Annotated in this window: 17 protein-coding genes; 12 read left to right on the forward strand and 5 right to left on the reverse strand. The window is 71.9% G+C overall.

From position 1 onward, the window contains the following. Positions 1–284 precede the first annotated feature (284 nt). The 3 genes from WMF20_RS15580 (at position 285) to WMF20_RS15590 (ending at position 4,905) form a co-directional block, all read left to right on the forward strand. Positions 285–1,586, forward strand: coding sequence for an MBL fold metallo-hydrolase (locus tag WMF20_RS15580; protein WP_437614408.1), 1,302 nt, complete (start codon positions 285–287; stop codon positions 1,584–1,586). Positions 1,587–1,754: 168 nt separating this feature from the next. Continuing rightward, positions 1,755–2,648, forward strand: a complete 894-nt coding sequence (locus tag WMF20_RS15585) for a sigma-70 family RNA polymerase sigma factor (protein ID WP_437614410.1) — start codon at positions 1,755–1,757, stop codon at positions 2,646–2,648. A gap of 511 nt (positions 2,649–3,159) precedes the next feature. Then, positions 3,160–4,905 (forward strand): ABC transporter ATP-binding protein, encoded by a 1,746-nt coding sequence (locus WMF20_RS15590; RefSeq protein WP_437614412.1) that lies wholly within the window; start codon positions 3,160–3,162, stop codon positions 4,903–4,905. Positions 4,906–5,242: 337 nt separating this feature from the next. On the opposite strand, the gene WMF20_RS15595 is transcribed toward WMF20_RS15590, so the two are convergent. Next, positions 5,243–5,566: a helix-turn-helix domain-containing protein gene (locus WMF20_RS15595; RefSeq protein WP_020735210.1), complete on the reverse strand. Its 324-nt coding sequence runs from the start codon at positions 5,564–5,566 to the stop codon at positions 5,243–5,245. 172 nt (positions 5,567–5,738) lie between these two features. Between WMF20_RS15595 and WMF20_RS15600 the strand changes: the two genes are divergently transcribed. Then, positions 5,739–6,221, forward strand: a complete 483-nt coding sequence (locus WMF20_RS15600) for an SRPBCC domain-containing protein (protein WP_437614414.1) — start codon at positions 5,739–5,741, stop codon at positions 6,219–6,221. Positions 6,222–6,267: 46 nt separating this feature from the next. Here the strand turns inward: WMF20_RS15600 and WMF20_RS15605 are convergent, their stop codons facing one another. The 3 genes from WMF20_RS15605 to WMF20_RS15615 all read right to left on the reverse strand — a co-directional run bounded on the left by WMF20_RS15605 (position 6,268) and on the right by WMF20_RS15615 (position 10,334). Next, positions 6,268–7,128, reverse strand: coding sequence for a hypothetical protein (locus tag WMF20_RS15605; RefSeq protein ID WP_437614416.1), 861 nt, complete (start codon positions 7,126–7,128; stop codon positions 6,268–6,270). 10 nt (positions 7,129–7,138) lie between these two features. After that, a complete protein-coding gene (locus WMF20_RS15610) occupies positions 7,139–8,704 on the reverse strand; it encodes a serine/threonine-protein kinase (protein WP_437614418.1) in 1,566 nt (521 codons plus the stop codon). 100 nt (positions 8,705–8,804) lie between these two features. Next, a complete protein-coding gene (locus tag WMF20_RS15615) occupies positions 8,805–10,334 on the reverse strand; it encodes a sigma 54-interacting transcriptional regulator (protein WP_437614420.1) in 1,530 nt (509 codons plus the stop codon). 266 nt (positions 10,335–10,600) lie between these two features. Between WMF20_RS15615 and WMF20_RS15620 the strand changes: the two genes are divergently transcribed. From WMF20_RS15620 to WMF20_RS15650, 7 genes are all read left to right on the forward strand, one after another. Continuing rightward, the gene (locus tag WMF20_RS15620) at positions 10,601–11,995 is read left to right on the forward strand and encodes an SGNH/GDSL hydrolase family protein (RefSeq protein WP_437614422.1); all 1,395 of its coding nucleotides are present in this window, start codon (positions 10,601–10,603) and stop codon (positions 11,993–11,995) included. 331 nt (positions 11,996–12,326) lie between these two features. Then, on the forward strand, positions 12,327–13,778 hold the full coding sequence (locus tag WMF20_RS15625; RefSeq protein ID WP_437614424.1) for a sigma-54-dependent transcriptional regulator: 1,452 nt from the start codon (positions 12,327–12,329) through the stop codon (positions 13,776–13,778). Between the two features lie 316 nt (positions 13,779–14,094). Beyond that, entirely contained in the window at positions 14,095–15,564 is a 1,470-nt protein-coding gene (locus tag WMF20_RS15630) for an FG-GAP repeat domain-containing protein (RefSeq protein WP_437614426.1), read from the forward strand. Between the two features lie 72 nt (positions 15,565–15,636). Then, positions 15,637–16,146, forward strand: a complete 510-nt coding sequence (locus WMF20_RS15635; RefSeq protein WP_437614428.1) for a hypothetical protein — start codon at positions 15,637–15,639, stop codon at positions 16,144–16,146. Between the two features lie 49 nt (positions 16,147–16,195). Further along, a complete protein-coding gene (locus WMF20_RS15640) occupies positions 16,196–17,263 on the forward strand; it encodes a hypothetical protein (RefSeq protein WP_437614430.1) in 1,068 nt (355 codons plus the stop codon). Positions 17,264–17,511: 248 nt separating this feature from the next. Continuing rightward, complete coding sequence (locus tag WMF20_RS15645) at positions 17,512–17,970, forward strand: restriction endonuclease subunit S (protein ID WP_437614432.1); 459 nt, start codon at positions 17,512–17,514, stop codon at positions 17,968–17,970. Further along, on the forward strand, positions 17,967–19,037 hold the full coding sequence (locus tag WMF20_RS15650; protein WP_437614434.1) for a PDDEXK nuclease domain-containing protein: 1,071 nt from the start codon (positions 17,967–17,969) through the stop codon (positions 19,035–19,037). Before WMF20_RS15645 ends, WMF20_RS15650 begins: the two co-directional genes overlap by 4 nt. Positions 19,038–19,362: 325 nt before the next feature. Here the strand turns inward: WMF20_RS15650 and WMF20_RS15655 are convergent, their stop codons facing one another. Then, positions 19,363–22,317: a UPF0182 family membrane protein gene (locus tag WMF20_RS15655; RefSeq protein ID WP_437614436.1), complete on the reverse strand. Its 2,955-nt coding sequence runs from the start codon at positions 22,315–22,317 to the stop codon at positions 19,363–19,365. 407 nt (positions 22,318–22,724) lie between these two features. On the opposite strand from WMF20_RS15655, the gene WMF20_RS15660 reads away from it, so the two are divergent. Then, entirely contained in the window at positions 22,725–25,013 is a 2,289-nt protein-coding gene (locus WMF20_RS15660) for a putative monovalent cation/H+ antiporter subunit A (protein WP_437614438.1), read from the forward strand. Positions 25,014–25,016: the final 3 nt, after the last annotated feature.

Raw genomic sequence — 25,016 nt, forward strand, 5'->3', positions numbered from 1 at the left:
GGGAGTGTGACCGATGGATGAAAATTGTTGGCGGCCGGAGCGGTTCGAGGCCCACCGGGCCCGCGACCCGGAGCGCGAGGCGATGCTGGCTCGAGATAAGGAGGCGTCGCGCAGCACGTCGCCGCCTGGTCAAGCGCAGCCGGAGAAGCTACCGTCGTCCTCGACACTGCCGCGGCGAGCGCGGGCCGCGCGGCGAGCACCTTCCTAGCGCTCGCGCGCGATTCGGGCGCCGAGCGTCGGCTGAGCGACGCTCCACCAGCGATTGCCGTCCACGAGGTACCGCGATGCAAGACGAAATGCAGGTCGAGGATTGGGGAGAGCTGTTCGTCACGCGCAAGTGCTGCGGCGCCGGCACGTGCCGGAACTACGCGCCGGAGCTCCTGGGCGAGGTGGTGCCGGCCAGCGACCTCCCGGAAGGCCGCCGCCTCTCGGTGCTGCCGGGCTCCTACGAGGCGGGCGCCTTCACGGGGGTGCTGCGGCAGCCGCGGAGCAAGGAAGATCTGATGGCGGCGCGGACGGCGGTCGCGGCGTGCCCGTTCGGCGCCCTCAAGCTCAAGCCGGGCGCGTCGCGGGTCCGCCGGGGCGCCCTCGGATCGCCCTGGCGGGGTTTTCCGCGCCTCATCGAGGATCACGTCTGGATCGTCGGACAGCCATCCATCAAGAACATCGGCGCCCTGTCTTATTTCATCGAGCGGGACGGAGGCGGGGTGCTGATCGATCCCCCGAAGCCGAGCGAGGAGGTCTTCCGCTGGCTCGCGGAGCACGGCGGCGTGCGATGGCTCTTTCTGACGCACCGGGATCATGCGCACCACCACGCCGAGTTCGCCAGCCGCTTCCCGGGCTGCCGCCGCATCATCGGCGCCGCGGACGTGAACCTCCGTGAGACCGAGCACATGGCCTCGACCGGCGACGTGGAGATCAAGCTCGGGGACGAGCTCGGCGCGCTCTCCCCCGAGGGGGAGCCGCTCTCGAGAGAGGCGGCCAAAGAGGCCGAGATCGTGATCGTGCCGCAGCCCGGACACACGCCGGGCTCGCTATGCCTCCTGTACCGAGGCCGCTTCCTGTTCACCGGCGATCACCTGAGCTATTCGCGCGTCTTGGGTCGACTCGTGGCGCATCGATTGCAATGCTGGGAGGATTGGGAGCGCCAGACCCGATCGGCGCGTTATCTGCTCGCGGCGGCCGAGGCCGGATGGCTGAGGTTCGCGTGGGTGTTGCCGGGCCACGGGGAATGGGCCCGCCTGCCGGGCGAGGGGAGCGCGGCCGAGACGGCCGCCGAGCTCCGCCGCGTCATCGCGTCGATGGAGCAGAAGCCGAAGGGGCATACGCCGCTGGGCCGCTGGATCCTGTACGCTCAGGGCCGGATCGCGCCCGAGGGCAGGCTCGGCCGGGCGGTGCGCGCGATCGGCGGCGGGAGCGACGCCTGGGTATTGCCGCGCGGCGCGCGGAGCTCGCTCACCGATTTCGATCCCGACAAGACGGCGGTCGCCCTGCGCCGGCTCTATCTCCTCGGCGCCACCGCCCTCCTGGCCGCCGCCGGGACCGTATGGCTCGCCGCGCGCCGGGACACGCTCCAAACACGCTGAGCTCATCGCGGGGATCTTCCTCCGTGCCTTCCGCAGGATCGTGATCCTCTCGAGGGGGAGGGGTGGGCTCGCCAACGTGACCGGACGCTGAACGCCCGTTCGCGTCGTCACATCGGCTAGGGTTCGTTCGTCACAGCCATGACGAAGCAGGACGAGGGAGTGTGACGGATGGATGAACATCGTTGGCTGGCGGAGCGGTTCGAGGCCCACCGGGCCCACCTGCGGGCGGTGGCGTTCCGGATGCTCGGCTCCGTGGGCGAGGCGGAGGACGCGGTGCAGGAGGCATGGCTCCACCTGAGCCGCGCCGACACGAGCGGCGTCGAGAACCTGGGCGGGTGGCTGACGACGGTCGTGGCGCGGGTGTGCCTCGACATGCTGCGCTCGCGCAAGGCGCGGCGCGAGGAGCCGATGGTCGCGCCCGACCCCGCCGCGGACCGCGAGACCGGGACCGACCCCGAGCGCGAGGCGGTGCTTGCCGACTCCGTCGGCCTCGCGCTGCTCGTGGTGCTCGACACGCTGACCCCGGCCGAGCGGCTCGCGTTCGTGCTGCACGACCTGTTCGCGGTTCCCTTCGAGGAGATCGCCACCATCGTGGGCCGCTCCCCGGCCGCGGCGAGGCAGCTCGCGAGCCGCGCCCGCCGCCGCGTGCAGGGGGCGCCCCCGTCCCCGGACGCCGACGTCGGCCGCCAGCGCGAGGTCGTCGACGCCTTCCTCGCGGCCATGCGCGGCGGCGACTTCGACGCGCTCGTGTCGATCCTCGACCCGGACGTCGTGCTCCGCGGCGACGCCACGGCCGCGCCCCCGGCCGGCATCGAGCTCCGCGGCGCGCGCGCCTGCGCCAAGCGGGCGCTCTCCGGCGCGCGCGGCGCCAAGCTCGCCCGCCCCGCCCTCGTGGACGGCGCGGTGGGCGTCGTCGTGGCCCCGCGCGGGCGGCTCTTCCGGGTGCTCCGCTTCACGCTCGCGCAGGGGAAGATCGCCCAGATCGACGTCATCGGCGACCCCGAGCAGCTGCGCGATCTCGACCTGTCGGCTCTCGACGACGGACCGCACCCGGAAACCTAAAGCCGGTCGGCGACGCGGATCGCCGCTCCCGAAGGTCGGCGCGAGCGGCCGTGAGCTCCTGCCGCCCGGCCGCCACGATCTGCGGGATCGCGTCCATCCTTGGAAAACCTGTTTGAAAGGGGAGGCCGGCACTACGACATGGACGAGCGGGCTTGGTCTCCGGGCTGGTGCCGCTCGAGCTGCGGCACGAAGCGTGCTTGGACTCCCGGATGATGTCCTCCAGGGTCGGAGAGAATGGAGTTTCCGACATCCAGACGTTCTTCCAGCACATCGACGTCTGCGCCCCCGTGGACCACCCCGGAAGGAGATGCAGCCTGAGAGGGCCTGGGCCGATCGCTGAAGTGGAGCTTGTTTGATGGCTGGCATGAAGCAAGCGCACGGCGAACGAGGCAACGAAGGCGACGGTCCGGCGCGGGAGGACGCGATCGACGACGGCGACCACGTGGGCGCCATCGCGGACGAGGAACATCCTCACCGCGCGGCCCTCCGTCGCCTGCCGCTCCTGTTCAAGGTGCTCGTCGGTCCCTCCTGGGGGAGCCTCGCGGCGCTCGTCCTCTTTCAGGCGCTCGCTGGGGCTACCCCCAGCCTCACGGTCTGGCTGAACGCGATGATCGTCGACAAGATCGCTGGCGCCGGACCCAAGACCTCGTACGAGCTCTTGGCCTACTCGGCGTTGCTCCTGGCCGTCTTGGTCGTCCTGCTGAACGCTCTCGGAGACGTCCTGGAGGCGATGGAGGGCTTCGTCGGCGACTCGTTCAAGGATCGTGTACGCAGGAACGTGTCGCTGAAGATCAACGAGGAGATATCGAAGCAACCGCTGCTCACCTTCTTCGATGAGCCGAGGCTGAATCATCTGGTGATCCTCGCGCGCCGCAGCTTGAGCTCGATCAACGAGCTGGTCCATACGTCGTCCTATACGCTCATGGGCGTCCTGGGCATGGTCCCGGCGCTCGTCCTGGCAGCCAGCTTGAAGTGGTGGATCCCGCTGGTGCTCGTGTCGAGCATGACCCCCGTGCTGTACGTGAAGGCGACCAACGAGCGCAAGAGCTGGGACATCGAGACCTTTCACGCGTCCACGTTCAATCGGCTACAGCTCGGCGAGCGAATCCTCACGCAGCAAGAGTTCGCGAAGGATCTCAGGCTCTTCGCCATGCAGGAGTGGGTCCTCCGGCGATGGAGCTGCTTGTACGAGACGTTCCTCAGGGATCTCATGGCCGTCCGCAAGAGAGGAGCGTATCAGATATCGCTCTGGTCTCTGCTGAGCGGCCTGGGCATGTCGGTCCCGTTCGTGTACGTCGTCAAAGAGGCGCTGAATGGAGGCTTCACGGTCGGAGACGTGTCGCTGCTCATCGGTGTCATCGTACAGATACGAAACGGGCTGGCCGTCACCATCTATAACGGTGGAGACATCATCGGCGCCCTGCTGGCGACCAAGCCGTTGACCGAGCTGCTGAACCTGCCCGACCCGCCGCGCGGGGACGCGCGCCCGGAGGCAGAGCGGTATCCTGTCCCGGGGATCCGGCTCAAGGACGTATCCCTGCGGTATGCTGGCAGCGCGGAGCTCGCGCTTCGGGACGTGAACCTGCTGATCGCTCGAGGAGAGAAGATCGCCGTCGTCGGAGAGAACGGGTCGGGCAAATCTACCCTGGTGAAGCTGATTTGCGGGTTCTACCGCCCGACGTCGGGACAGATCCAGTGGGACGGAGCCGCCGCGAACCTCGATGCCGGCGACGGGCGCGGAGACACGAGCAGGATATGCGCCGTCTTCCAGGATTTTGCGAGGTTCCCCCTGTCCGTTCGTGAAAACGTCGATGTGCGGCAAACCGGGGCCAGCGATGATGACATCAGGTTGGCCCTGAAGAGGGTCGGGCTCGGTGGTCTCGCGGGAGAGCTCGACACGGTCCTCTGGAAGGGCGTCGATGGGGGTACCGAGCTCTCGGGGGGGGAGTGGCAACGGCTCGCCATCGCGCGGGCGCTCTTGAACGCGAAGACGGCCGATCTGCTCATCTTCGACGAGCCCACGTCCGCGATCGACCCGGATGCAGAGCACCACATCATACAGCTCATCCGCGAGATGATGGGCGGGAAGACGTCGATCGTGGTGAGCCATCGGCTGGCGCTCACGCGCTTCGTGGACCGGATCGTCGTGCTGGAAAAGGGGCGCATCATCGAGGCGGGATCGCACCGAGAGCTCATGGGGCTGAAGGGCAAGTACCACGAGATGTTCACAAAGCAGGCCAGCTACTACGTGGACTGAGCCGGCGGCGGCCGCCTCGTCATCCGGACGCGGAGGTCCGGGCCGACGGGCTCACGAAATTCGACCCGGAGGCTGCCGAGAGCTTCCGGGGAGAGCTGAAATTCAACCCGGAGGCTGCCCGGAGCGTCCCCGGAGAATTGAAATTCAACCTGGAGGCTGTCCGGAGCGTCCCTGGAGAATTGAAATTCAACCTGGAGGCTGCCCGGAGCGTCCCCGGAGAATTGAAATTCAACCTGGAGGCTGCCCGGCGCGCGCGGCAGGCGCCCGGCCCGCCGGACCCCAGCCCCGCCGGCCAGGCCGCGGCTCGTGCGCCTGCCGCGCGCGCCGGGCCCCCGCGTCACGTCTCCAGATCCCGCTTCAGCCGGTCGAGCAGGTCGACCGCGGCGGACGCGTAGCGGCTGATCCAGCGGTCGTGGATCCGCTTGACGGGCAGCACGTTCAGGTAGTTCCAGCGGTGGCGCCCCTCGCGCTTGACGATCACCAGCTCGGCCTTCTCCAGCACGCCGAGGTGCTGCATCACCGTGCAGCGATCCCAGTCGGCGAAATGAGCGCAGAGCTCGCCCGTGGTCTTCGGCCCGTCCTTGAGCAGGTCCAGGATCTCTCGCCGCCGGCCGTCGGCCAGCGCCTTGAAGACGAGGTCGTCCGGATCCGCGCTTGACATGTTATAAGAATATAACATGATGGGCGGGCGGTCAATCGCCGCGCGAAGCTGGGTCCGTACGGGCGGCGCATCGGTGCGTCCGCGCGCCGATGTGTTCGGGCGCGGGCGCCTCGGTGTGCCCGCGCGTCATGCGCGGTCCGCGGCCGAGGCATCGCCGCGACAAGGAGGCGTCATGGAGCTCAAGTTTCAGGTGCAGACGAAGGTTCAGAAGCCCGTCCACGAGGTCTTCGATGCGGTCTACAACCCGAAGAAGCTCAGCGGGTATTTCACCACGGGCGGCGCGAGCGGGCCGCTCGACGAAGGGAAGACCGTGATGTGGAGCTTCGCCGATTTCGACGGCGGGAAGCCGTTCCCGGTCTACGTCAAGCAGGTCATCGCCGACAAGCTCATCGCCTTCGAGTGGGCGGCCAGCGAGCCCGGCGACGGCGGCGACGGGAACCCGGTGAACGAGCTCCCCTACAACACGCGGGTCGAGATGCATTTCGAGGCCCTGGGCCCGAGCTCGACGATGGTCCGGATCGCCGAGTCGGGCTGGAAGGAGACCGAGCAGGGATTGCAGGCCTCCTACGGCAACTGTCAGGGCTGGATGCACATGGCCTGCTGCCTGAAGGCGTACCTCGAGCACGGCATCAACCTGCGCGAGGGCTCATTCTGAGCGGGAAGCCCGGCCGCGGCCTTGGGCCCGCGGCGAGCCTGGCGCCTCAGAACCGGCCGCCGAGCGCAGCGGCGGCGCCGCCGGGCAAGGGGAGGACGTGCACCGCGGTGGCCGCGGCGGGCGCCGCGGGCTCGGCGCGGCGCAGGACGAGCGCGGCCACGGCGCCGCCGAGCGCCGCCACGCCGACGCCGAACGCGATGTTGGCGCCGAGGATCTTGGCGCGCACGGCGTCGACGTCCGCCTCCGTGCAGCGCGGGGCGCACGTCGCCCGCAGGCGGTCGGCGTCGGCGCGCGCGCTCAGGCCGAGCGCCGCGTAGACGACGCCGCTCACGGCCGCGGCGCCGCCGAGCGCGATGGGCAGGAAGAGCGCGCTCGCGGGCGACGGCGCGTCGCGGTCCTCGCGGGGCGGGATGGCGCCCGCGCCCGGCCGCGCGAGGCGGGCCGAGACGCGGCGCAGCTTCTCGCCCTCGCGCACCACGAGCCGCAGCTCCACGGGAGCGCTGCCCGCGCGCTCGAAGCGGAGCACGTGCTCGCCCGGGTCGACCTCGACGGCCTTGCCGTCCAGCCGCGCGGCGAGCGGCGCGCCGTCGATCGTCACCCGCGCGTCGGCCACGTCGTGGCCCTGCTCGTCCTGGGCGCTCAGGATCAACGTCGGCACGCGCGCCGTGACGTCGGTGAGCCAGCCCGCGCAGTCCGACTGGACGAGATCCGGACAGCCGGCGCCGCCGCACGCGATGAAGCGCGCCCGCGCCTCGCGCAGCCGGCCCTCGTCGCGCAGGCGCTGGCCCTCCTCCGAGGCCGTGAAGCACGCCTCGGCGTCGCCGGCGCGAGCGCGGGCGGGCTCCAGGCACGCGAGCGCCGAGAGGGCGGCGGCGACGAGGAAGCGGCGAGAGGTGCGCTGGTTCATCCGGCCTCCATCAGAAGCACTCGCGCTTGTAGCGCTTGTGGCCCTGGCCATCGATCACGAACGGTGGATTGCACCCGTCGCGCGCGGGCTCGCGGCGCGGCAGCCGCCGCGCGCCCGCGCCGGCCGCCTTCGCGGTGGGCGCGACGGGCGCAGCCGTCGCGGCGGCCGCCGTGGGCGCGGCCGTCGCGGCGGCCGTCATGAGCGCGGCCGGCGCAGCCGTCGCGGCGGCCGCCGTGGGCGCGGCGGGCGTCGCCGACGCATCCGGCGCGCCCGCGCCGGCCGCGCCGGCCGCGCCGGCCGCGCCGGCCGCGCCGGCCGCGAACGGCGCCCCGTGCGCGAGCGCCGCCGGCCGCGCCGCGACCCGCGCGCGCGCCGCCGCCGCGACGCCGGCCCTCGCGCGGGCGCGCGGCGGCGCCTCGGCGCGCGCGAACCCGATCGCCGCCGCGGCGATCGCGAGCGCCGCGCCCGCCGCCGCCAACGCGCCCCAGCGCGGCCGGCCCGGGCTGGCGGCGGCCGGCTGCGGCGCGCTCGCCACGGCCGCCTCCGCCGGGCCCGCCCCGGTCGCCCCAAGGGCCGCCCCGAGCTCCGGCGCCGTGCTCGGCGTGGCCGCCGCCGGCTCGATCGCGGCGATCAGCGCCGCGCGCCGCGAGAGCGCCTCGCCCGCGAGCGACGCCACCCACGCGCCCACCTCCGAGGTCGACGCCGCGAGGCCCGTCGCCTCCAGCGCGAGCGCCATCTCGCGCGCCGTCGGGAACCGGTCCTCGGGGCCGCGCGCGAGCGCGCGCAGCGTGATCGCCTCCAGCTCCGGCGGCACCCCGGGCCGGCGGGCGCTCGGCGGATCCACGCCCGCCTGCAAGAGCCGCAGGATCGAGAGCGCCTCGCCGCGCCCCTCGAACAGGCGCTCGCCCGTCAGCGTCTCCCACAGCACCACCCCGGCCGCGTACACGTCCGCGCGCCGGTCGAGCGGCTCGCCCGCGATCTGCTCGGGCGACATATACGCCAGCTTGCCCTTGAGCTGCCCGTCGCGCGTGATCTGCGCGCGCCCGGCCGATTTGGCCACGCCGAAGTCGAGCACGCGCGCCACCCCGTCCTCGCCGACGAGCAGGTTGTGCGGCGACACGTCGCGGTGCACGAGGCCGAGCGGGGCGCCGTCCTCCGCGGTCGCCTCGTGCGCCGCGTGCAGGCCGTGGAGCGCGCCGGCGAGCACCGCGCAGGCGATGCGCGGCGGGGGCGCGCCGCCGTCCTTCGTCGCCGCGCGCAGCAGCCGCGCCAGCGACTCGCCGTGCACGTACTCCATCACGAGCAGCACCTCGCCGCCGCTCGACACCACGTCGATCGTCGCGACCACGTTCGGGTGCCGGATCCGGGCCGCGACGCGCGCCTCGTCGAGGAGCATGGCCACGAGCTCGGGATCCCGGACGAACTGCGGGTAGAGCCGCTTGACCGCCACCGTCCGCCGGAACCCGGCCGAGCCGTGCTGGCGCCCGAGGTGCACCGTGGCCATGCCGCCGGCCCCGATCTCGTCGAAGAGCAGGTAGCGGACGACAGCCGACGCGCCGCCCTGGGCCCGCATCATCGGGGCGACGATAACACGCCCGCGGCGGATGCCGCGGCGGCATGTCCGCCGGATCGCCGCGCGCGCGGCGCGTTGCCCCGGAGCGCCGCGCGCAGCCGCTTCAGGTGGACCGCCGCGCGCGCAGGAGCTGGAAGTACCGCCGCGCGAGGCCCGACGCGGCCGCCGCGCTCCGGACGTTGCCCCCGTGCTGCGCGAGCACGCGCTGCACGTACCGCCGCTCGAAGTGCTCGACGATCCGCTCCCGCGCGCGCGGCAGGGGCAGGTCGAGCGCGAGGATCTCCTCGATGATGTCGTTGGATGTCGCAGCCTCGGCCCCCTCGCCGGCCCCGGCGCCCGCGGAGGCCGGCGGCGCGGGCGTGGCCGGCCGCAGCGCCGAGGAGGCGGGCCCGGTCGACGCGGCCGGCTGGGGCACCGACGCGGGCGTCGCCGGGGCGGCCTGGGGCGCCGACGCGGGCCCGGAGGGCGGGGCCGGCGCGCCCGGAGAGGCCAGCCCGGCCCGGCTTGTCTCGATCGGCGCGGCCTCGCCGAGCGCCACCCGGCGCGCCACGGCGTTGTAGAGCTCGCGCACGTTGCCCGGCCAGTCGTAGTCCTCGAGCCGCTCGGCGAACCCCTGGGGGAACGGCGCGCCGCGATCCGCGAGCTGCCGCCAGAAGTGGTGCGCGAGCACCGTGACGTCCCCCCGCCGCTTGCGCAGCGGCGGCAGCTCGATCCGCGCCACCGCGAGCCGGAAGAACAGATCGTCCCGGAACCGCCCCGCCTGGATCTCGCGCTCCAGATCGCGCCGCGTCGCCGCGAGCACCCGGATGTCGACGCGGATCCACCGGTTCGAGCCGACGCGCTGCACCTCCGAGCGCTGGATGGCGCGGAGCAGCTTCGCCTGCAGGCCGAGATCGAGATCGCCGATCTCGTCGAGCAGCAGCGTGCCGCCGTGCGCCTCCTCGAAGACGCCGCGGCGGGTCTCGTTCGCGCCGGTGAAGGCGCCGCGCTCGTGCCCGAAGAGCGCCGACTCGACGAGCGTCGGCGGCACCGCGGTGCAGTCGAAGACCACGAACGGCCCGGCGGCGCGCGACCCCTGCTCGTGGATCGCCTCGGCGAGCACCTCCTTGCCGGTCCCGGTCTCGCCCTCGATCACGACGGGGACGCTCGAGGCCGCGAGGCGCTCGCAGAGCGGGTAGAGCCGCCGCATCTCCTCGCTGGCGCCGACGAGCTTGCCGAAGCGCACGGCGCGCGACAGCTCGGCCGCCTGCGTGACGCCGAGCGCCTCGACGCGGAGCACGGTCTCGCCGATGCGGACGAGCTCGCTGCCCTGGAGATACGCGTCGCCGACGCGGATCCCCTGGACGAAGGTGCCGTTGGTCGAGCCGAGGTCGGTGACGCGCAGCCGGGCGCCGGCGAGCTCGAAGGCGGCGTGGCGGCGCGAGACGAGCCGGTCGGTGAGGGTGATGTCGCAGGCCGGGCTGGTGCCGGCGAGCACGCGGGCGGGCAGCCCCGGCGCCACGGTGAACCGGAGGCCCTCGTCCGGGCCCGCCATGACGGAGAGGGCGAAGCTCTCGGCCGCGGCCGCGGCGGGGCGCATCGGCCCGGGCACGAGCTCGGTGGAGGCGGCGTCGTCGTCGTTCCACGGGGGCATGCCCCCATCTCAGCAGGCCTCCGCGCCGGCGTCACGCGGCGCCGCGGCGCGGCCGCGCGCGCCCGGTCCGCGAACACGGTGGGTTTCCGGCGTGACCGGATGCTACGGAGCGTAACGCGCGCCCGCCCCGGTGTTACCGATCGTAACGCGATGCCGCGGATCGAGGCGTCCAGCGCGCTTGCCCGGTGATGAAACATGGTGTCACTCGGGCGCTGCGTGTGGCACCGTGGGCGCCACTTGTAGGGGAATAGCGTCGGATGAGGACCATGCGGAAAATTCTTTACGCACTGCTGTTTCTATCGATCACCAGCTGCGGCGACGATTCGCCCGGATCCGATGCGACGAGCACCGGGTCGAGCGCGACGAGCGGCTCGGGAGGCTCCGGGGCTGCGACGAGCTCCAGCGGGTCGGAGGCTTCCGGCACCGGCGGCGGCGGCGGCAACGACGCTGGCGGAGGCGGAGCGGGCGCCACCGGCGGCGCCGGGGGCACGGGGGGCGAGGGCGGCGGCGGCGGCGACGGCGGCAGCTCCGGGGAGAGGCGCTGGGTCGGCACCTGGACGACCGGCCCGCAGCTGACCGAGACGAACAACAACCCGCCCGCGCCTGGCCTCGCCAACAACACCCTGCGCCAGGTCATTTACACCTCGATCGGCGGCAGCAACGTGCGGCTGCTGCTCTCGAACGAGTTCGGCGACGGGCCGGTGACGATGAGCTCCGTGCACATCGCGGACTCGACGAACGCCGACGGCATCAATGCGGACACCGACAAGGCCCTGAAATTCATGGGCGCCGATTCGGTGACCATCCCGGTGGGCAAGACGGTCTTCTCCGATCCGATCGATTACAACCTCAAGCCCAACAGCAAGCTCGCGGTGACCATCCGGTTCGGCGCCGTCCCGGCCGGGATCACCGGGCACCCGGGCTCACGGACGAACTCGTACATCCAGACCGGCGATGGGGTCTCGTCGCCGACGCTGACGTCGCCGGTGAGCACCGCGCACTGGTACTACATCACGGGCCTCGACGTCATGGCCGATCCCTCGGCCGCGGCGATCGCCATCCTCGGCGACTCGATCACGGACGGCCGCGGCTCGGTCACGGACGGGAACACGCGCTGGCCGGACTTCCTGTCTCGCCGGCTGCGGGCCAATCCCGGGACCGAGAACGTCGCCGTGCTGAACCTGGGGATCGGCGGGGGCACCGTGCTGGCCGGCGGGCTCGGGCCGACCGCCAAGCTGCGCTACCAGCGCGACATCCTGGACCAGCGCGGGGCTCGCTGGGCGGTCATTTTCATCGGCGTGAACGACATCGGCGGCGACAGCGCGCCGAACGTCGCCGACGCTCTGATCGCGGCCTATAGCGATTTCATCGACAAGGCGCACGACAAAGGGATGCTCGTTTACGGAATCCCCATCCTGCCGTTCAAGGGCAACGGGTACTACTCCGCCGAGCACGAGGCCGCCCGTCAGAAGGTCAACACCTGGATCCGCACGAGCGGCGAGTACGACGCGGTCATCGACCTGGACCCGGCGGTCGTCGACCCCAACGATCCTGCCAAGCTGCAAGATGACCTCGACTTCGAGAATGACGGGCTTCACCTGAACCCGACTGGCCTCGAGGCGATGGCGAACGCCGTCGACCTCTCGCTGTTCACCAAATAATGCGAACCGAGCACGGGGGAGCACGGCCGGGCGCGCGACATCCCGCGCGCCCGGCCGAGACCCCCGCTTCCCCGGCGGGGAGCTGTGGCGATCGCCGAGCGCTGCGATCGAGGACACGGGGGGGAGACACCCCATCGGTAAAGCAGATCGCTGGACGCCGGTTTTGACGCGTTGCGTTGTGCGTCCACACATGTTCATCCGTTGCGCTCCTGAGTAGCCTTCATCCCATGCGCGGAGGACACGACGCGGAGGCCGTCGCCACGGAATGTGCGCCCGTGCTCGTGGCGGCGGGCGGGCTCGTTCCACGCGCCGGCGGGCCCGAGGTGGCGCCGTGAGCCGGATCCTGTTGATCGAGGACGAGGTCGTCATCCGGATGGAGCTCCGGCGGCTGCTCGCGCGCCACGGGCACGACGTCGTCGAGGCGGGGTCGATCGCCGAGGCCGAGGAGGCGCACGATCTGCGCGCGTTCGATCTGGTGCTCGCCGACGTGCGCCTGCCCGGCGCGCCCGGCACGGAGCTCGTCGGCCGGTGCGGCGGGGCGCCGGTCGTGCTCATGACGAGCTACGCGACCGTGAAGGCGGCCGTCGACGCGGTGAAGCGCGGCGCCGCGGATTACCTGTCGAAGCCGTTCGATCACGCCGAGCTCGTCGCCCTGGTCGACCACCACCTCGCCGGCGCGCGCGCTGCGCAGGGCGCGCCCGCGGAGAGCGCGCCGGCGTCCATGCCGCCCGCGCCGGCGTCCGTGCCGCCCGCGCCGGCGTCCGTGCCGCCCGCGCCGGCGTCCATGCCGCCCGCGCCGGCGTCCATGCCGCCCGCGCCCGACGACGAGGAGCTCGAGGGCATGATCGGCGGCTCGGCGGCCATGCGCGAGGTGTTCGCGCGGGTGCGCAAGGTGGCGCCGAGCGAGGCGACGCTGCTCGTGCTCGGCGAGAGCGGCACCGGCAAGGAGACGCTCGCCCGCGCCGTGCACCGGCTCAGCCCGCGGCGGCAGTTCTCGTTCGTGCGCGTCCACTGCGCGGCCATCCCCGAGGGGCTGATCGAGGGCGAGCTCTTCGGCTACGAGCGCGGCGCCTTCCCGGGCGCGCTCTCGGCGCGCGCGGGGCTCTGCGAGGCCGCGGAGGGAGGGACGCTCCTGCTCGACGAGATCGCCGAGCTGCCGGCGCGCGTGCAGGCGCGGCTCCTCCGCTTCCTGCAGACCGGCGAGGTGCGGCGCGTGGGCGCGGCGCAGGCCCGGCGCGTCGACGTGCGCCTCATCGCGGCGACCCAGCGGGATCTCGTGGCGATGGTGCGCGAGGGGTCTTTCCTGAGCGATCTCTACTTTCGCCTGCGGGTCCTCGAGATCCGCCTGCCGCCGCTGCGCGAGCGGCCGGGCGACTCGGTCCGCATCGCGGAGTCGCTGCTCACGCGGCGCGCGCGGGCGACGGGCCAGCGGCCGCTCGCGCTGTCGCCGGAGGCGCGCGCCGCCATCGCGGCGGCCCCGTGGCCGGGCAACGTCCGCGAGCTGGAGAACGCCATCCACCGCGCCATGGTCCTCGCCGAGGGCAGCGAGATCGGGGTGGGCCTGCTCGGGCTCGACGACGCGCCGCAGCCCGCGCCGGCGGCGCCTTCCTCGGCCGCGCACGAGAGCGAGCCCCGGTCCGACTCGCTCGAGGGCTATTTCCGCCGCTTCGTCCTCGAGCACCAGCACGAGCTGACCGAGACCGAGATCGCCCGCCGCCTCGGCATCAGCCGCAAGGCCCTCTGGGAGCGCCGCCAGCGGCTCGGCATCCCTCGGCCGCGCTAGCACCCGACGCGCCCAGACGATCTTTCTCTATCAGAACACGCTTCCGGCCGTGCCCCTTCGCACGACGATTCCGTCGGCTCGCGGGCCAAGTCTTCGAAGAGAAAAATCGAACCATAGAGGCGACGATTCGCGGCCTTCGCACATCGCCCATTACGCGGCGCTCCAGGCCGAGGGCGGTGGTGGCCTAGTTTGCCCCGGAGTGATTCACATGAAGGCGGGAAGGCTGGAAGATCATTGATCTTTTCTTCCCGCCTTCCCGCCTTCATGTTCAAATTAGGCCACCACCCGGGCCGGCCTCGCCCCGCCGCTGGACCCGGTGCAATCGGACGCGCAGGCGCTCTCGCCGTTCGTCGCGCGGCCGCTGCCCTATTCGACGGAGCCGGGCTGGCGGTCGGCCCACGACGACAAGGTGAAGTACTCGATGGGCCTGGGGCTGGCCGACATCAACGGCGACGGCTTCAAGGACATCGTTGTCGCGAACGGCAACGACATGGAGACAAAGCCGATCGTCGTCTATTACAACGATGGGACGGGCCGTTTCCCGCAGGAGCCCAGCTGGTCGTCGGCGGACGCCGACTACAACACCGGGCTCGCCGTGGGCGATATGGATCGGGACGGCTGGGTCGATGTCGCGGTGAGCGTCGGCCCCCGGGAGCCGGGCACCGTGAAGCTCGGGCACGTCAAGGTGTACAAGAACCGCGGCGGCGCGCTGGAGCCGACGCCGGGCTACCGCAGCGCGGACGGGTACTCGAGCGTCGGCTGCGCGCTCGGCGACGTGGACGGTGACGGGGATCTGGATCTCGCGGCCTCCGTGGCGCTCGAGGAGGGGTATGCGCCGGGCCCCGCGCGGATCTATGAAAACGTCGGCGGCGCGCTGTCCCCGCTGCCGAGCTGGAAGAGCGCGAAGGTCGATCACAGCTTTGGCATGGAGTTCGCCGACATCGACGGGGACGGCCTCCTGGATCTCGCCGTCGCGATGCCGGGCGTGCCGATCTTCCGCGGCGTGCTGCGGGATCGCGGCGTCATCTCCCTCCCGCGGGAGCCGGCCTGGACGGCGAGCGAGTCCATCCAGTATCCGATGTTCCTGGACGCGGGGCGACTCGGCACCTCCTCCGGGCTCGTGGTCTCGTACAGCGACTTCGGTGCTGGCGGCGCGCGGCTCTCGGGCGCGCCCGGGCGGGCGGCAGCGGGCGCGGGCGCGGGCGCGGGCGCGAGCTCGACGCGATTCGAGGCCTATGCGCCAGAGCTCCAGCGCGGCTCGACCTGGAGGTCGGCGAGCGCCGGCTGGGGGGCTGGCGTCGCGCTGGCCGACGTGAACGGCGACGGCGTGCTCGATCTGATCGCCGGCCGCTGGGGCCCGGCCCCGCCGCCGAGCGCGCTCGGCGCACCGCTCCAGATCTACCTCGGGCAGGGCGGCGGGTTCACCCGGGAGCCCGTCTGGTCGTCGGCGACGATGACGGTGCAGGAGACCATCGCGCTCGCCGACCTGGGCCGGGAGGCATTGCGGTCGGCGACCGAGACGTTCCGCATCGAGCGCGAGCAGGCCGTGGTCACGCTCTCTCGCCCGGTCATCGAGCAGATCGACGAGATCCGCCGGAACGGCGCGCCCGTCGCGCGGCGCGACGTCGCCGCGCTCCCGGGCGGGAGCTGGATCTCGTTCGCGCAGCGCCTCCGGCCCGGCGACGAGGTGGAGGTCCGCTATTCGTACTCGACGGAGCTGGACATCGTCGAGACGAACTGGGATACATCGAATTACATCTACTATTATCGGACGTCGTCCCGGTGAGCGCCGGGCGGCCCGTGGGCGCAGGGCCCTTGCCGCGTCCATCACCCTAGCCGTGGAGCGGTTCTCACGTTGATGTTCTTCATCGCCGATCTCGCGCGCGATCCCAACCTGCAGGCCGCGTTCAGCGAGGATCCGGAGCGCGCCATGGCGCAAGCCGGCCTCTCGGACGAGCAGAAGGCGCTCTTGCGGACCCGCGATCCGAAGCGCATCGCCCACGCGGTCGCGCAGGAGGTCGAGGCCCTGCCGATCCGGTCGGTGGACCCGGTGGCCAACTGGGTCGGCCCGGTGCTCCACGTCACGGCCGTCGAGCCGAACAGCGGCGTGCACGGGCAAGAGGTCAAGACGGTCGTGTACGGCACGTATTTCGAGAGCACGATGGCGTGCTCGCTGGTGCAGGGCACGGCGGTGATCTCCGGGGTCGTCTCGAACGTGGTCACGGGGATGAACTCGAGGATGGATGTGCGGTTCAACCTGGCCAACGCGCTCCCCGGCCCGTACGGCGTGCAGGCGAAGTCGCGGCGGGCCGAGAGCACGCTGCCGAGGGCGTTCGACGTGAAGCGCGCTCGCCAGACGCCGGCGTGAGCGGCCTGCCCGGCGGCCGGGGCGGCGCGGCATCGCGGGGAGGGCGAGGGTGATCGTCCCGGTGCACGAGCTCTTGGCCGAGGGCGCGACGCTGCTCCCGCCGGCGCTGGTCTCCCCGGCGGCGCATGCGCGGCTCGCGGCGGCGGCGGTCGGCCTGCCCGCGGCGGCCTCCTGCGCTGCCGTCGAGTGCCGACTCGGCGGCTCCGCGCGGGTCGATCTGCTGGTCTGTCTGACGGCGGCGGAGGGCGGGCACCGCGCGCTGGTGCGGCGGCGCGTCGAGCTGGACCTGCTCTCGACGCCGGCGTGGGCGCGGGTGGTCGCGTTTTGCGCGGAGTGGGCGGACCCTGGCTCGCCGCTTTACCGCGGTGTCCCGCTGCTCTGGATCGAGCTCGACCTTCCTGACGACGGGGCGCGGGTGCCCTCGTCCGTGCCGGCGCCGTATCCGTTTCCCTGCGTCGAGCCCGCGGTGCCGGGCGGCGTCGCGCCGGCGCGGCCGGGGGAGGTGGGCCGGGCGGGCGACGGGGCCGGGCTTCCGGAGCAGGCGGGCGTGATCCGGCGGGCGCTCGCGCTCCTGCTGGGGGAGCCCGCGCCGCCCGCGGTCGACGGCGCCTTGCTCCGGTGCATCGCGCGGCTGCCGCCGAGCGGGCGCGCGATGCACGTGGCCCCGCTCGCCGTGCGGGGGCGCGCCGCGGTCCGCCTGGTGGTCGCGATGGCGAAGACCGATGTCCCGGCGTACCTGGCGCGAATCGACTGGCCGGGATCGATCGCGGACATCGAGGCGCTCCTCGACAGCATGGTTCCGTTCACGAGCCATGTCGGCTTCCACCTCGACGTCGGCGCGGCGGTGGAGCCGATGCTGGGCCTGGAGATCTCCTATCCGATCGTGGACGTCCGCTGGGCGACGGCGCTCGACCGGCTGGTCGCGCTCGGCGCGTGCTTGCCGGACAAGCGTGACGCGATCCTGGCCTGGCCGGCGGACGCGCGGCCCTGGCCGGGCCGGGGGTGGCCGACGCGGCTGCGCCAGGGCGTCATGCTCAAGTTGGTCTACCGGCCGGACGCGCCGCTGGAGGCGAAGGCGTATCTCGGGATCACGCCGTACGTGGCGCTGTTCGGGTGAGCGAGGCGGCGGGCGGAGAGGGGCGTCTTCGTAAGGCTCAGGGGCTTCGGGATGAGATGCGGTATGCAGGACCGTCTCGGCTGGGCGCGTCCGCGATCGCGCATCATCCCCGCGGCGGCGGTCTGGGAGTCGAGGCGGCGCTGACGAAAAACTTGACGAAAGTAGAGAGTCGAACCCCCGGGACGCGTCGCGGCGGTCCGGCCTCCCGGCGATGCCGCGCCGCCCGACGACCGGCCGCGATCTTTCCGTTGCGATCGGTCGTCGCCCCGACCTACCGTCTTGCTCTGCGCATGCCGACACCGCGCCAGGTCCTCGACCTCCTCTCCCGCAACGAGCTGCTCGCCCTCGCCGACGCGCACCGCCTGATCGTCGTCGACCGGCGGGTGAAGGCGCACATCGCCGATCGGATCGAGATGACCGGGCCTCCCATACCCGAGCTGCTGGCGATGAGATATGAGCTGCTGCAAGAGGCACCGGTCAATACTCAGGGGACCGCGGACCTTCCCAATGCCTGTGAGCGGGCCCGCCGCGAGATTGACCTTCTCCGCGAATACCGCACCCGCCTCATCGCCGATGTCATCACTGGCCAGCTCGACGTCCGCGACGCCGCCGCACGCCTCCCTGCTTCCGACCCCGACGAACCTGCCGCCGCCGATCTCGACGACGACGCCACCGACGACGACCTCGACGAGGGAGAGCCCGAATGACCGCCCCGCTCGCCCCCGTCCCTGCCACCCTCGTCGACGAGCTGCGCCGCCTCATCGACCAGAGCCGCACCGCCGCCGCCCGATCCATCAACAGCGAGCTCGTCTGGCTGTACTGGCAGGTCGGCCGCCGCCTTCGCGAGCACGTCGTCGGCGAGGGCCGGGCGGCGTACGGCGAGCAGGTCGTCGCCGACGTGGCCACCGCCCTCTCGGCCGAGTACGGCCGCGGCTTCGGCAAGCGCAACCTTCACCACATGCTGCGCTTCGCTGAGGTTTTCCCCGACCCGGAGATTGTGCACGCGCTGCGTGCACAGTTGAGCTGGACCCATCTCCGGGAGATCATCGCCCTCGACGATCCCCTCCAGCGCCGCTTCTACGTCGAGCTCTGCCGCCTCGAGGGCTGGAGCACCCGGGCGCTCCAGGAGAAGATCGCCGGCATGCTCTTCGAGCGCACCGCCATCGCGAAGCGCCCGGAGGCCGTCGTTCAGGAAGCCCTGTCCGCGCTCGGTGCGAGCGGCCGGATGACGCCCGACCTCATCTTCCGCGACCCGTATGTCCTCGACTTCCTCGGTCTGCCCGCCTCTTTTGGCGAGCGTGAGCTGGAGGGCGCCATCCTGCGGGAGCTGGAGGGCTTCCTCCTGGAGCTGGGACAGGGCTTCAGCTTCATCGCGCGGCAGAAGCGGATGAGCATCGGCGCCGAGGATTACTACCTCGATCTGCTCTTCTTCCACCGTTCGCTGCGGGCGCTCGTGGCCGTCGAGCTCAAGCTCGGCCGCTTCGACGCCCGCGACAAGGGGCAGATGGAGCTCTACCTGCGCTGGCTCGACAAGCATGAGCGCCAGCCCCACGAGAACCCGCCGCTCGGCCTCATCCTCTGCGCCGACAAGAACGAGGAGCAGATCGAGCTACTCCAGCTCAGCGAGGGCTCGATCCGCGTGGCGAGCTACCTGACGGAGCTGCCCCCGCGCGCGCTCCTCGAGAAGAAGCTCCTGGAGGCCATCGCCCACGCGCGCGCGCAGATCGGCGCCGCACCGCGGCCGATCACGAGCGGGGGTGAACCTTCGACCTGAGCCGAGGAGGAGACCGCGTGACCATCGACACCAGCGAGAAGGGCCTCGAATCCCACATCGTCCGCGCCATGACCGGGCGGATCGACCTCCTCTCGCCGCGGTGAAGAGGGACGACGAGGACGCCTTCTACTCGATCATCGTGGCATCGTGGTCACGGATCGCCGCATCCTCGACGAGCAGATCCAGCAGAATATCAAGCAGTTCGCCCAGGTGAGCGCCGTGGTCGGCGCCGTCACCGGCGCGGGGGGCTCGAAGACGCAGCAGCTCTCGAAGCTCCGCGCGTCCGCCCCGGCCGGCTCTTCGTCCCCGCTCCGGCGCCCTCCCGCTATCGCTCGTCGAGCGACGCGGACGGCCCCTGGAGCGCCTCGAGCGTCTGGCTCAGCGCCTCGAGCGATGCGGCGGCCTCGTGGAAGCGACGCTCGCCGAGCAGGCGCAGGTAGCTCGCGAGCGCGTCGTTGGCCCGCTGCGCCAGCGCGTCGGCCACGCCGCGCGCGCCGGGGGCCTCCGGCACGCCGGGCAGGCCCGCCGCGGCCGGCTCCGGGGGCGGCCCGCCCTCGACGAGCCCGCGCAGCGCCGCGTCGAGCGAGCTCGCGTAGCTCATCCGGTCGCCGTGCATCACCACCACCACGCGGAGCTCCGGATACGCCGCCGTGTCCGCCTGGAGGAAGATGGGCTCGACGTAGAGGAGCGTGTCCTCGACAGGGATCACCAGCGCGTTGCCGCGGATCACCTTCTGACCGCGCTGGCTCCACAGGGAGAGCTGCGCCGACAGCACCGGATCCTGATCGATCTTCGTGTCCATCTGCTGGGTGCCGAGCACCCGCGTGTCCTTCGGGAACTTGTACGCGAGCATGCGCCCGTAGTTGTCGCCGTCGGACATGCCGGCGAGCCAGCCGATGAGCACCTGACGGTCCTTCGGCGTGAACGGCAGGATCTGGGTGAACTCGGGCCGCCCCTCGCCCGGCGGCTTCCACATCACATAATAGGGCTCCACCGGCTGGACCTCGTCGTAATACTTCTCGGTCGCGCGCGCCCAGAGGTCCTCCTGGTTGTAGAACACCTCGGGATCCTTCATATGGTACTTCGCGTAGACGAGCCCCTGCGCGAGGAGGAAATCCTCCGGATAACGCACGTGCGCGCGGAGCTCCGCCGGCATCTCCTCGCGCGGCAGGAGCAGGCCGGGGAAGATGCGGCTGTAGACCTGGACGATCGGATCCTCCGGCTCGAAGACGTAGAGCCGCACCGAGCCGTCGTAGGCGTCGACCACCGCCTTGACCGAGTTGCGCACGTAGTTCGCGCGGCGGAGGTGGTGCGTGAACCCTGCCCGCCCGCCCGCGTCGCCCGGCGCGCGCGCCCCGCTCATCCCGGCGCCCTCGGCGGAGAAGAAGCTCTCGCTGTAGGGGTAGTAGCTCGACGTGGTGTACGCATCGAGGATCCAGTGGAGCCGCCCGCCGGCGACGACGATGTACGGATCGCGATCGAGGGCCAGGAAGGGGGCGATCGCCCCCACGCGCTCGCGGACCTCGCGGCGGAACATCACCCGGCTGTCGTCCGTGGGGATGCCGGACACGAGGAGGCTCGTGCCGCCGAGCTTCCACCCGAAGAGGAGCTTGCGGAAGAGGCCGTCGAGCGCGATCCCGCCGGTGCCCGCGTAGCGCGTGTAGACGTTCTCCGAGCCGCTCGGATAGTCGAACTCCGGCTCCCTGGAGTTGGCCACCACGTAGCCGTGGGTGGTCTCTCCGTAATAGATCTCCGGCCGCTCGATCGCGAGCTCGGGTGAGGCGGAGACGGGCGGGATGTCCTTCACGAGCAGGTTCGGCTGCCCGTCGCGCGTGAAGTCGTGCGCCGAGGCCATCGCGACGCCGTAGCCGTGCGTGTACTTGAAGCGACGGTTGACGAAGGTCTGGTGATCGCGCGGCAGGTTCTCGGCGTTGAGCTCGCGCGGGGCGAGCATGACCTGCCGGTAGCGGTCGCCCACGGCGTAGCGATCGATGTCGATGCCGGGCATCTCGTAATAGAGGCGGATCGCCTGGAACTGTTGGATCACGGCGTCGAGCGCGCGCGGGTCCCAGATGCGCACCTCGGCCAGGAGATCCCGGTTGTTCGCCAGGGTCTCGCGGGTGAGCCGGTCGGAGACGGGGAACTCGGTGACCTCGACGTCGTGGAGGCGGAACCCCGCGCGGGTGAACGCGATGTTGTGGGCGAGGTAGGGGCGCTCGAGCGCGAGCTCGTTGGGCACGACCTTGAGCCACTGGACGAGCGCCGGGAGCGCGTGCATGCCGAGCGCCCACGGCACCGCCACGAGGAGCGCCGGCGGCGCGACGAGCCACGCCAGGGCGCGCCGGCCCGCGCCGCGCTCGACGGCGGCGGCGCGGCAGAGGGCGCGCTGCACGGGCGGGAGGAAGAGCGCGATGCCCACGAGCGCCGCGATGACGGCGACGATGCGGGTGGCGGGCAGGCGCACGTGGACGTCGGTCCAGCCCGGGCCCACGACCACGCCCGACGACGAGTACATGAGGTGATAGGCCGCGAGCCACCGTCCCCAGGCGACGACGAGCGCGAGCGCTCCGAGAGAGAAGAAGACCGCGCGGTACCGCGCGGCGCCGGCAGGCGCGGCGTCCGCGGCGGGAGCCACGATGTTCGGCGCCGCGGCGTGCTCCGCGGCGAGGTCCGCAGGGGGCCTCGTAACGTGCCCCGCAGGGGGCGCCGCGGCGTGCTCCGCGGTGGGATGACGGGCCGTCCGCCGCGCCGACGCGAGGCCCGCGTCGACCGCCGCCCCGGCGAGCGCGAAGAGCGCGAGGGCCCACAGCAGGAAGTAAACAGCATCGTAGAACGGCAGCGAGAACAGGTAGAACGACGTGCTCCGGCCGAGGATGGGGTCGCGCTGCGCCGTGGGCACCTGCGCGAGGAAGCGCAGGATCACCTCCCAGCCGAAGAAGCCCCAGAGGGCGCCGAGCGCCGCGCCGAGCAGCGTCGGGACGCGGCGCGCGCCGGGCGACCGCGCAGGGCGCGTCAGCAGGAAGACGAGGAGCCCGCCGAGCGAAGCGGCCACGAGCGCCGAGAGCAACCGGGCCAGCGTCGCCTTCCAGAAGCGCGCGGTGTAACCGAGCTCGGCGAACCAGAGGTACTCGCCCCAGAAGCTCAGGAACCCGAAGAACGCGAGCGTGCCTGCCGCGAGCAGCGCTCCCGCCGCGACGGGCAGGCGCCTGCGCATCCACATCCCCCACGCGATCAGGGCTGCTCCGGCGCCGAGCAGCACCAGGATGAAAAGAACGTACATTCTATGCCTCCCTTGGCGGGGCCCCACGCGGGGCGCGACTGTGCGCCCTCGGCGCGCAAGGACCGCGCCCGATCCAGCGCTGCGAACGCGTGTCGGCGACGCACGGACAGGCGAGCTGCCCGCCGGGACCACAGGGCAGGATGGATCTCTCCGCCGCGCGAGGACCACCGGTAGAGGCTGACGCGCCCGCCTGCCGGCCAGGCGCAGGCGGCCGCCGAGGTGGAGCTTGCGCCCCGAGAGCTCCGGCTCCACCCATCTCGTCGACAGGGCGGTTGGAGCCGCTCGTGCTCGCTCGGAACGGGAGCCACGCGCATGACGCTCGTCCTCGCGACCGACTTTTCCGCTGACGCGCAGCGCTCCGGGGCCCGCCTCGGGCCCTCGCCGGCATCGAACGGGAACCTGCTGCGATGCTGTGGGCTGTCCTGAGCATATTCGTCGGAGCGCTGCTGGCGCCGGCCCTCTATCGCCGGCTCGGTCGCTCGGCCGGCTGGCTCTTCGCGGCGCTCACGCTCGGTGCGCTCGTGATCGCGATGAAGTTCGTCCCGAGGCTCTTCGCCGAGGGGGAGGCCCACCATGCGTCGCTGCCGTGGATCCCGTCGCTCGGCGTGGAGCTCGCGGTGAGGCTGGATGGGCTCTCGCTCGTGTTCCTGGGGCTCATCTGCGGCATCGGGGCGCTGATCTTCGTGTACGCGAGCGAATACCTGCGCTCGCACCCGCGGCTCGGGCGGTTTTACGCCTATCTGCTCCTGTTCACGGGATCCATGGTGGGCCTCGTGCTCGCCGACGACGTCATCTTCCTCTTCGTGTGCTGGGAGCTCACGAGCGTGAGCTCGTATCTCCTCATCGGGTGGGACCACGAGCGGCCGGAGGCGCGCAAAGCCGCCTTGACGGCGCTCCTCGTGACGGGCGGCGGCGGGCTCGCCATGCTCGCGGGCCTCGTCCTCCTCGTCGTCGTCACCGGAGAGACGCAGATCTCGCGATTCTCGGGGGACGTGGTCCGCGAGAGCCCCCTCTACCTGCCGATCCTGCTCCTCGTCCTCGCGGGAGCCTTCACGAAATCGGCGCAGGTGCCCTTTCATTTCTGGCTTCCTCGGGCGATGGAGGCGCCCACGCCGGTCAGCGCCTACCTGCACTCGGCCACGATGGTGAAGGCCGGCGTCTATCTGCTCGCGCGCCTGCATCCCACGCTGGGCGCGACGCGCGAATGGCACCTCGTCGTGACGGGCTTCGGCGCCGCCACGATGGTGACCGGCGCGGCGCTCGCGGTCACGCAGGAGGATCTCAAGCGGATCCTCGCCTATTCCACCGTAAGCGTCCTCGGCCTCCTCACGATGCTCCTCGGCATCGGGACCCGGGCGGCCGTCTCCGCGGCGGTGGTCTATCTGGTCGCGCATTCGCTGTACAAGGGCGCGCTCTTCATGACCGCGGGGACCCTGGATCACGAGACCGGGACCCGCGACGTCACCCGTTTGCGGGGCCTCGCGCGGCGGATGCCGATCACCGCGACGGCGGCCGCGCTGGCGGCGATCTCGAGCGCGGGGGCGCCGCCCCTCCTCGGTTTCCTGTCGAAAGAGCTCTTCTACGAGGCCGTCCTCGCGTCGCCCTCGATGACGGCGGTCCTCGCCGGGGCCGCGGTCCTATCGAGCGCCCTGCTGGTCGTCGTGAGCCTCGTCGTCGCCCATCGCCCCTTCTTCGGGGGTCCCCCGGCGGCGCCCACGCTCCCCCACGAAGCGCCGCCGTCCTTGTGGCTCGGGCCTGCCGTGCTCGCGGCGGCGAGCCTCGTCCTCGGGGTGGCGCCGCGGCTCCTCGGCGACCTCCCGGGCCTCGCGGCGACCGCCATCCTCGGCCGACCCGCGCCGCTCGAATTGCACCTGTGGCATGGCCTGACCCCCGTGCTCGGGCTCAGCGTCGCGACCCTCCTCGCCGGCCTCGGGCTCTTCCGCGCCCTCTCCGGCCGGGAAGGGCGCCTCCTCGACGCCGCCTCGCGCCTCGGGGCGTGGGGCCCTGCGCGCGTGTACGACGCTGCCTTCGCGGGGCTCCTCCGGTTCGCGGAGTGGCTGACCAGGCGCCTCCAGACGGGGCATCTGCGCCATTACCTGCTCGTCACCGTCCTGACGACGGTCGTGCTCGTCGGGACGCCGCTGCTCCGGAGCCTTCCTTTCGAGGTCCCGTCGCTCAACGTGGAGCTCCCGGAGCTCGTGCTCGCGGGCGTGATCCTCGGGTCCGCGGCCATGGCGACGCGCACGCAATCGCGCCTCGCCGTCGTCGCCGCGCTCGGCGCGATCGGCATCTGCGTCATGCTCGTCTTCGTGATTTTCAGCGCGCTCGATCTCGCGCTGACGCAGATCATGGTCGAGGTGCTGACGATCGTCATCTTCGTCCTCGTCCTGCACCACCTGCCGCGCTTCGTGCCCCGATCCTCCGCGCGCGTGTGGCTCCCGGACGCCATCGTCTCCGTGATCTTCGGGGCCACGGTGACCCTGTTGATCCTCATGTCGTCGACGCTCTCCCCGGAGCCGAGCCTGAGCGAGTTCTTCGTGGAGAAGGGATACGCCGAGGCCCACGGGCGGAACATCGTCAACGTGATCCTCGTGGATTTCCGGGCGATGGACACGCTGGGGGAGTGCACGGTCCTCTGCATGGCCGGGATCGGGGTCTATGCGCTGCTCGCGACCCGTACGCGGAAGGGCGCCTGAGCC

Origin of the sequence: Sorangium sp. So ce834 (assembly GCF_051521425.1) — a bacterium.
In the GTDB taxonomy this organism is placed as follows: Bacteria; Myxococcota_A; Polyangia; order Polyangiales; family Polyangiaceae; genus Sorangium; species Sorangium cellulosum_D.

Excerpts from the sequence above, each read along its gene's own strand:
- WMF20_RS15595 (WP_020735210.1), bottom strand. The coding sequence starts at position 5,566 with ATGTCAAGCGCGGATCCGGACGACCTCGTCTTCAAGGCGCTGGCCGAC.
- WMF20_RS15605 (WP_437614416.1), bottom strand. The coding sequence starts at position 7,128 with ATGAACCAGCGCACCTCTCGCCGCTTCCTCGTCGCCGCCGCCCTCTCG.
- WMF20_RS15620 (WP_437614422.1), top strand. The coding sequence starts at position 10,601 with ATGCGGAAAATTCTTTACGCACTGCTGTTTCTATCGATCACCAGCTGC.
- WMF20_RS15635 (WP_437614428.1), top strand. The coding sequence starts at position 15,637 with ATGTTCTTCATCGCCGATCTCGCGCGCGATCCCAACCTGCAGGCCGCG.
- WMF20_RS15650 (WP_437614434.1), top strand. The coding sequence starts at position 17,967 with ATGACCGCCCCGCTCGCCCCCGTCCCTGCCACCCTCGTCGACGAGCTG.
- WMF20_RS15615 (WP_437614420.1), bottom strand. The coding sequence starts at position 10,334 with ATGCCCCCGTGGAACGACGACGACGCCGCCTCCACCGAGCTCGTGCCC.
- WMF20_RS15600 (WP_437614414.1), top strand. The coding sequence starts at position 5,739 with ATGGAGCTCAAGTTTCAGGTGCAGACGAAGGTTCAGAAGCCCGTCCAC.
- WMF20_RS15585 (WP_437614410.1), top strand. The coding sequence starts at position 1,755 with ATGGATGAACATCGTTGGCTGGCGGAGCGGTTCGAGGCCCACCGGGCC.
- WMF20_RS15580 (WP_437614408.1), top strand. The coding sequence starts at position 285 with ATGCAAGACGAAATGCAGGTCGAGGATTGGGGAGAGCTGTTCGTCACG.
- WMF20_RS15610 (WP_437614418.1), bottom strand. The coding sequence starts at position 8,704 with ATGATGCGGGCCCAGGGCGGCGCGTCGGCTGTCGTCCGCTACCTGCTC.
- WMF20_RS15660 (WP_437614438.1), top strand. The coding sequence starts at position 22,725 with ATGCTGTGGGCTGTCCTGAGCATATTCGTCGGAGCGCTGCTGGCGCCG.
- WMF20_RS15655 (WP_437614436.1), bottom strand. The coding sequence starts at position 22,317 with ATGTACGTTCTTTTCATCCTGGTGCTGCTCGGCGCCGGAGCAGCCCTG.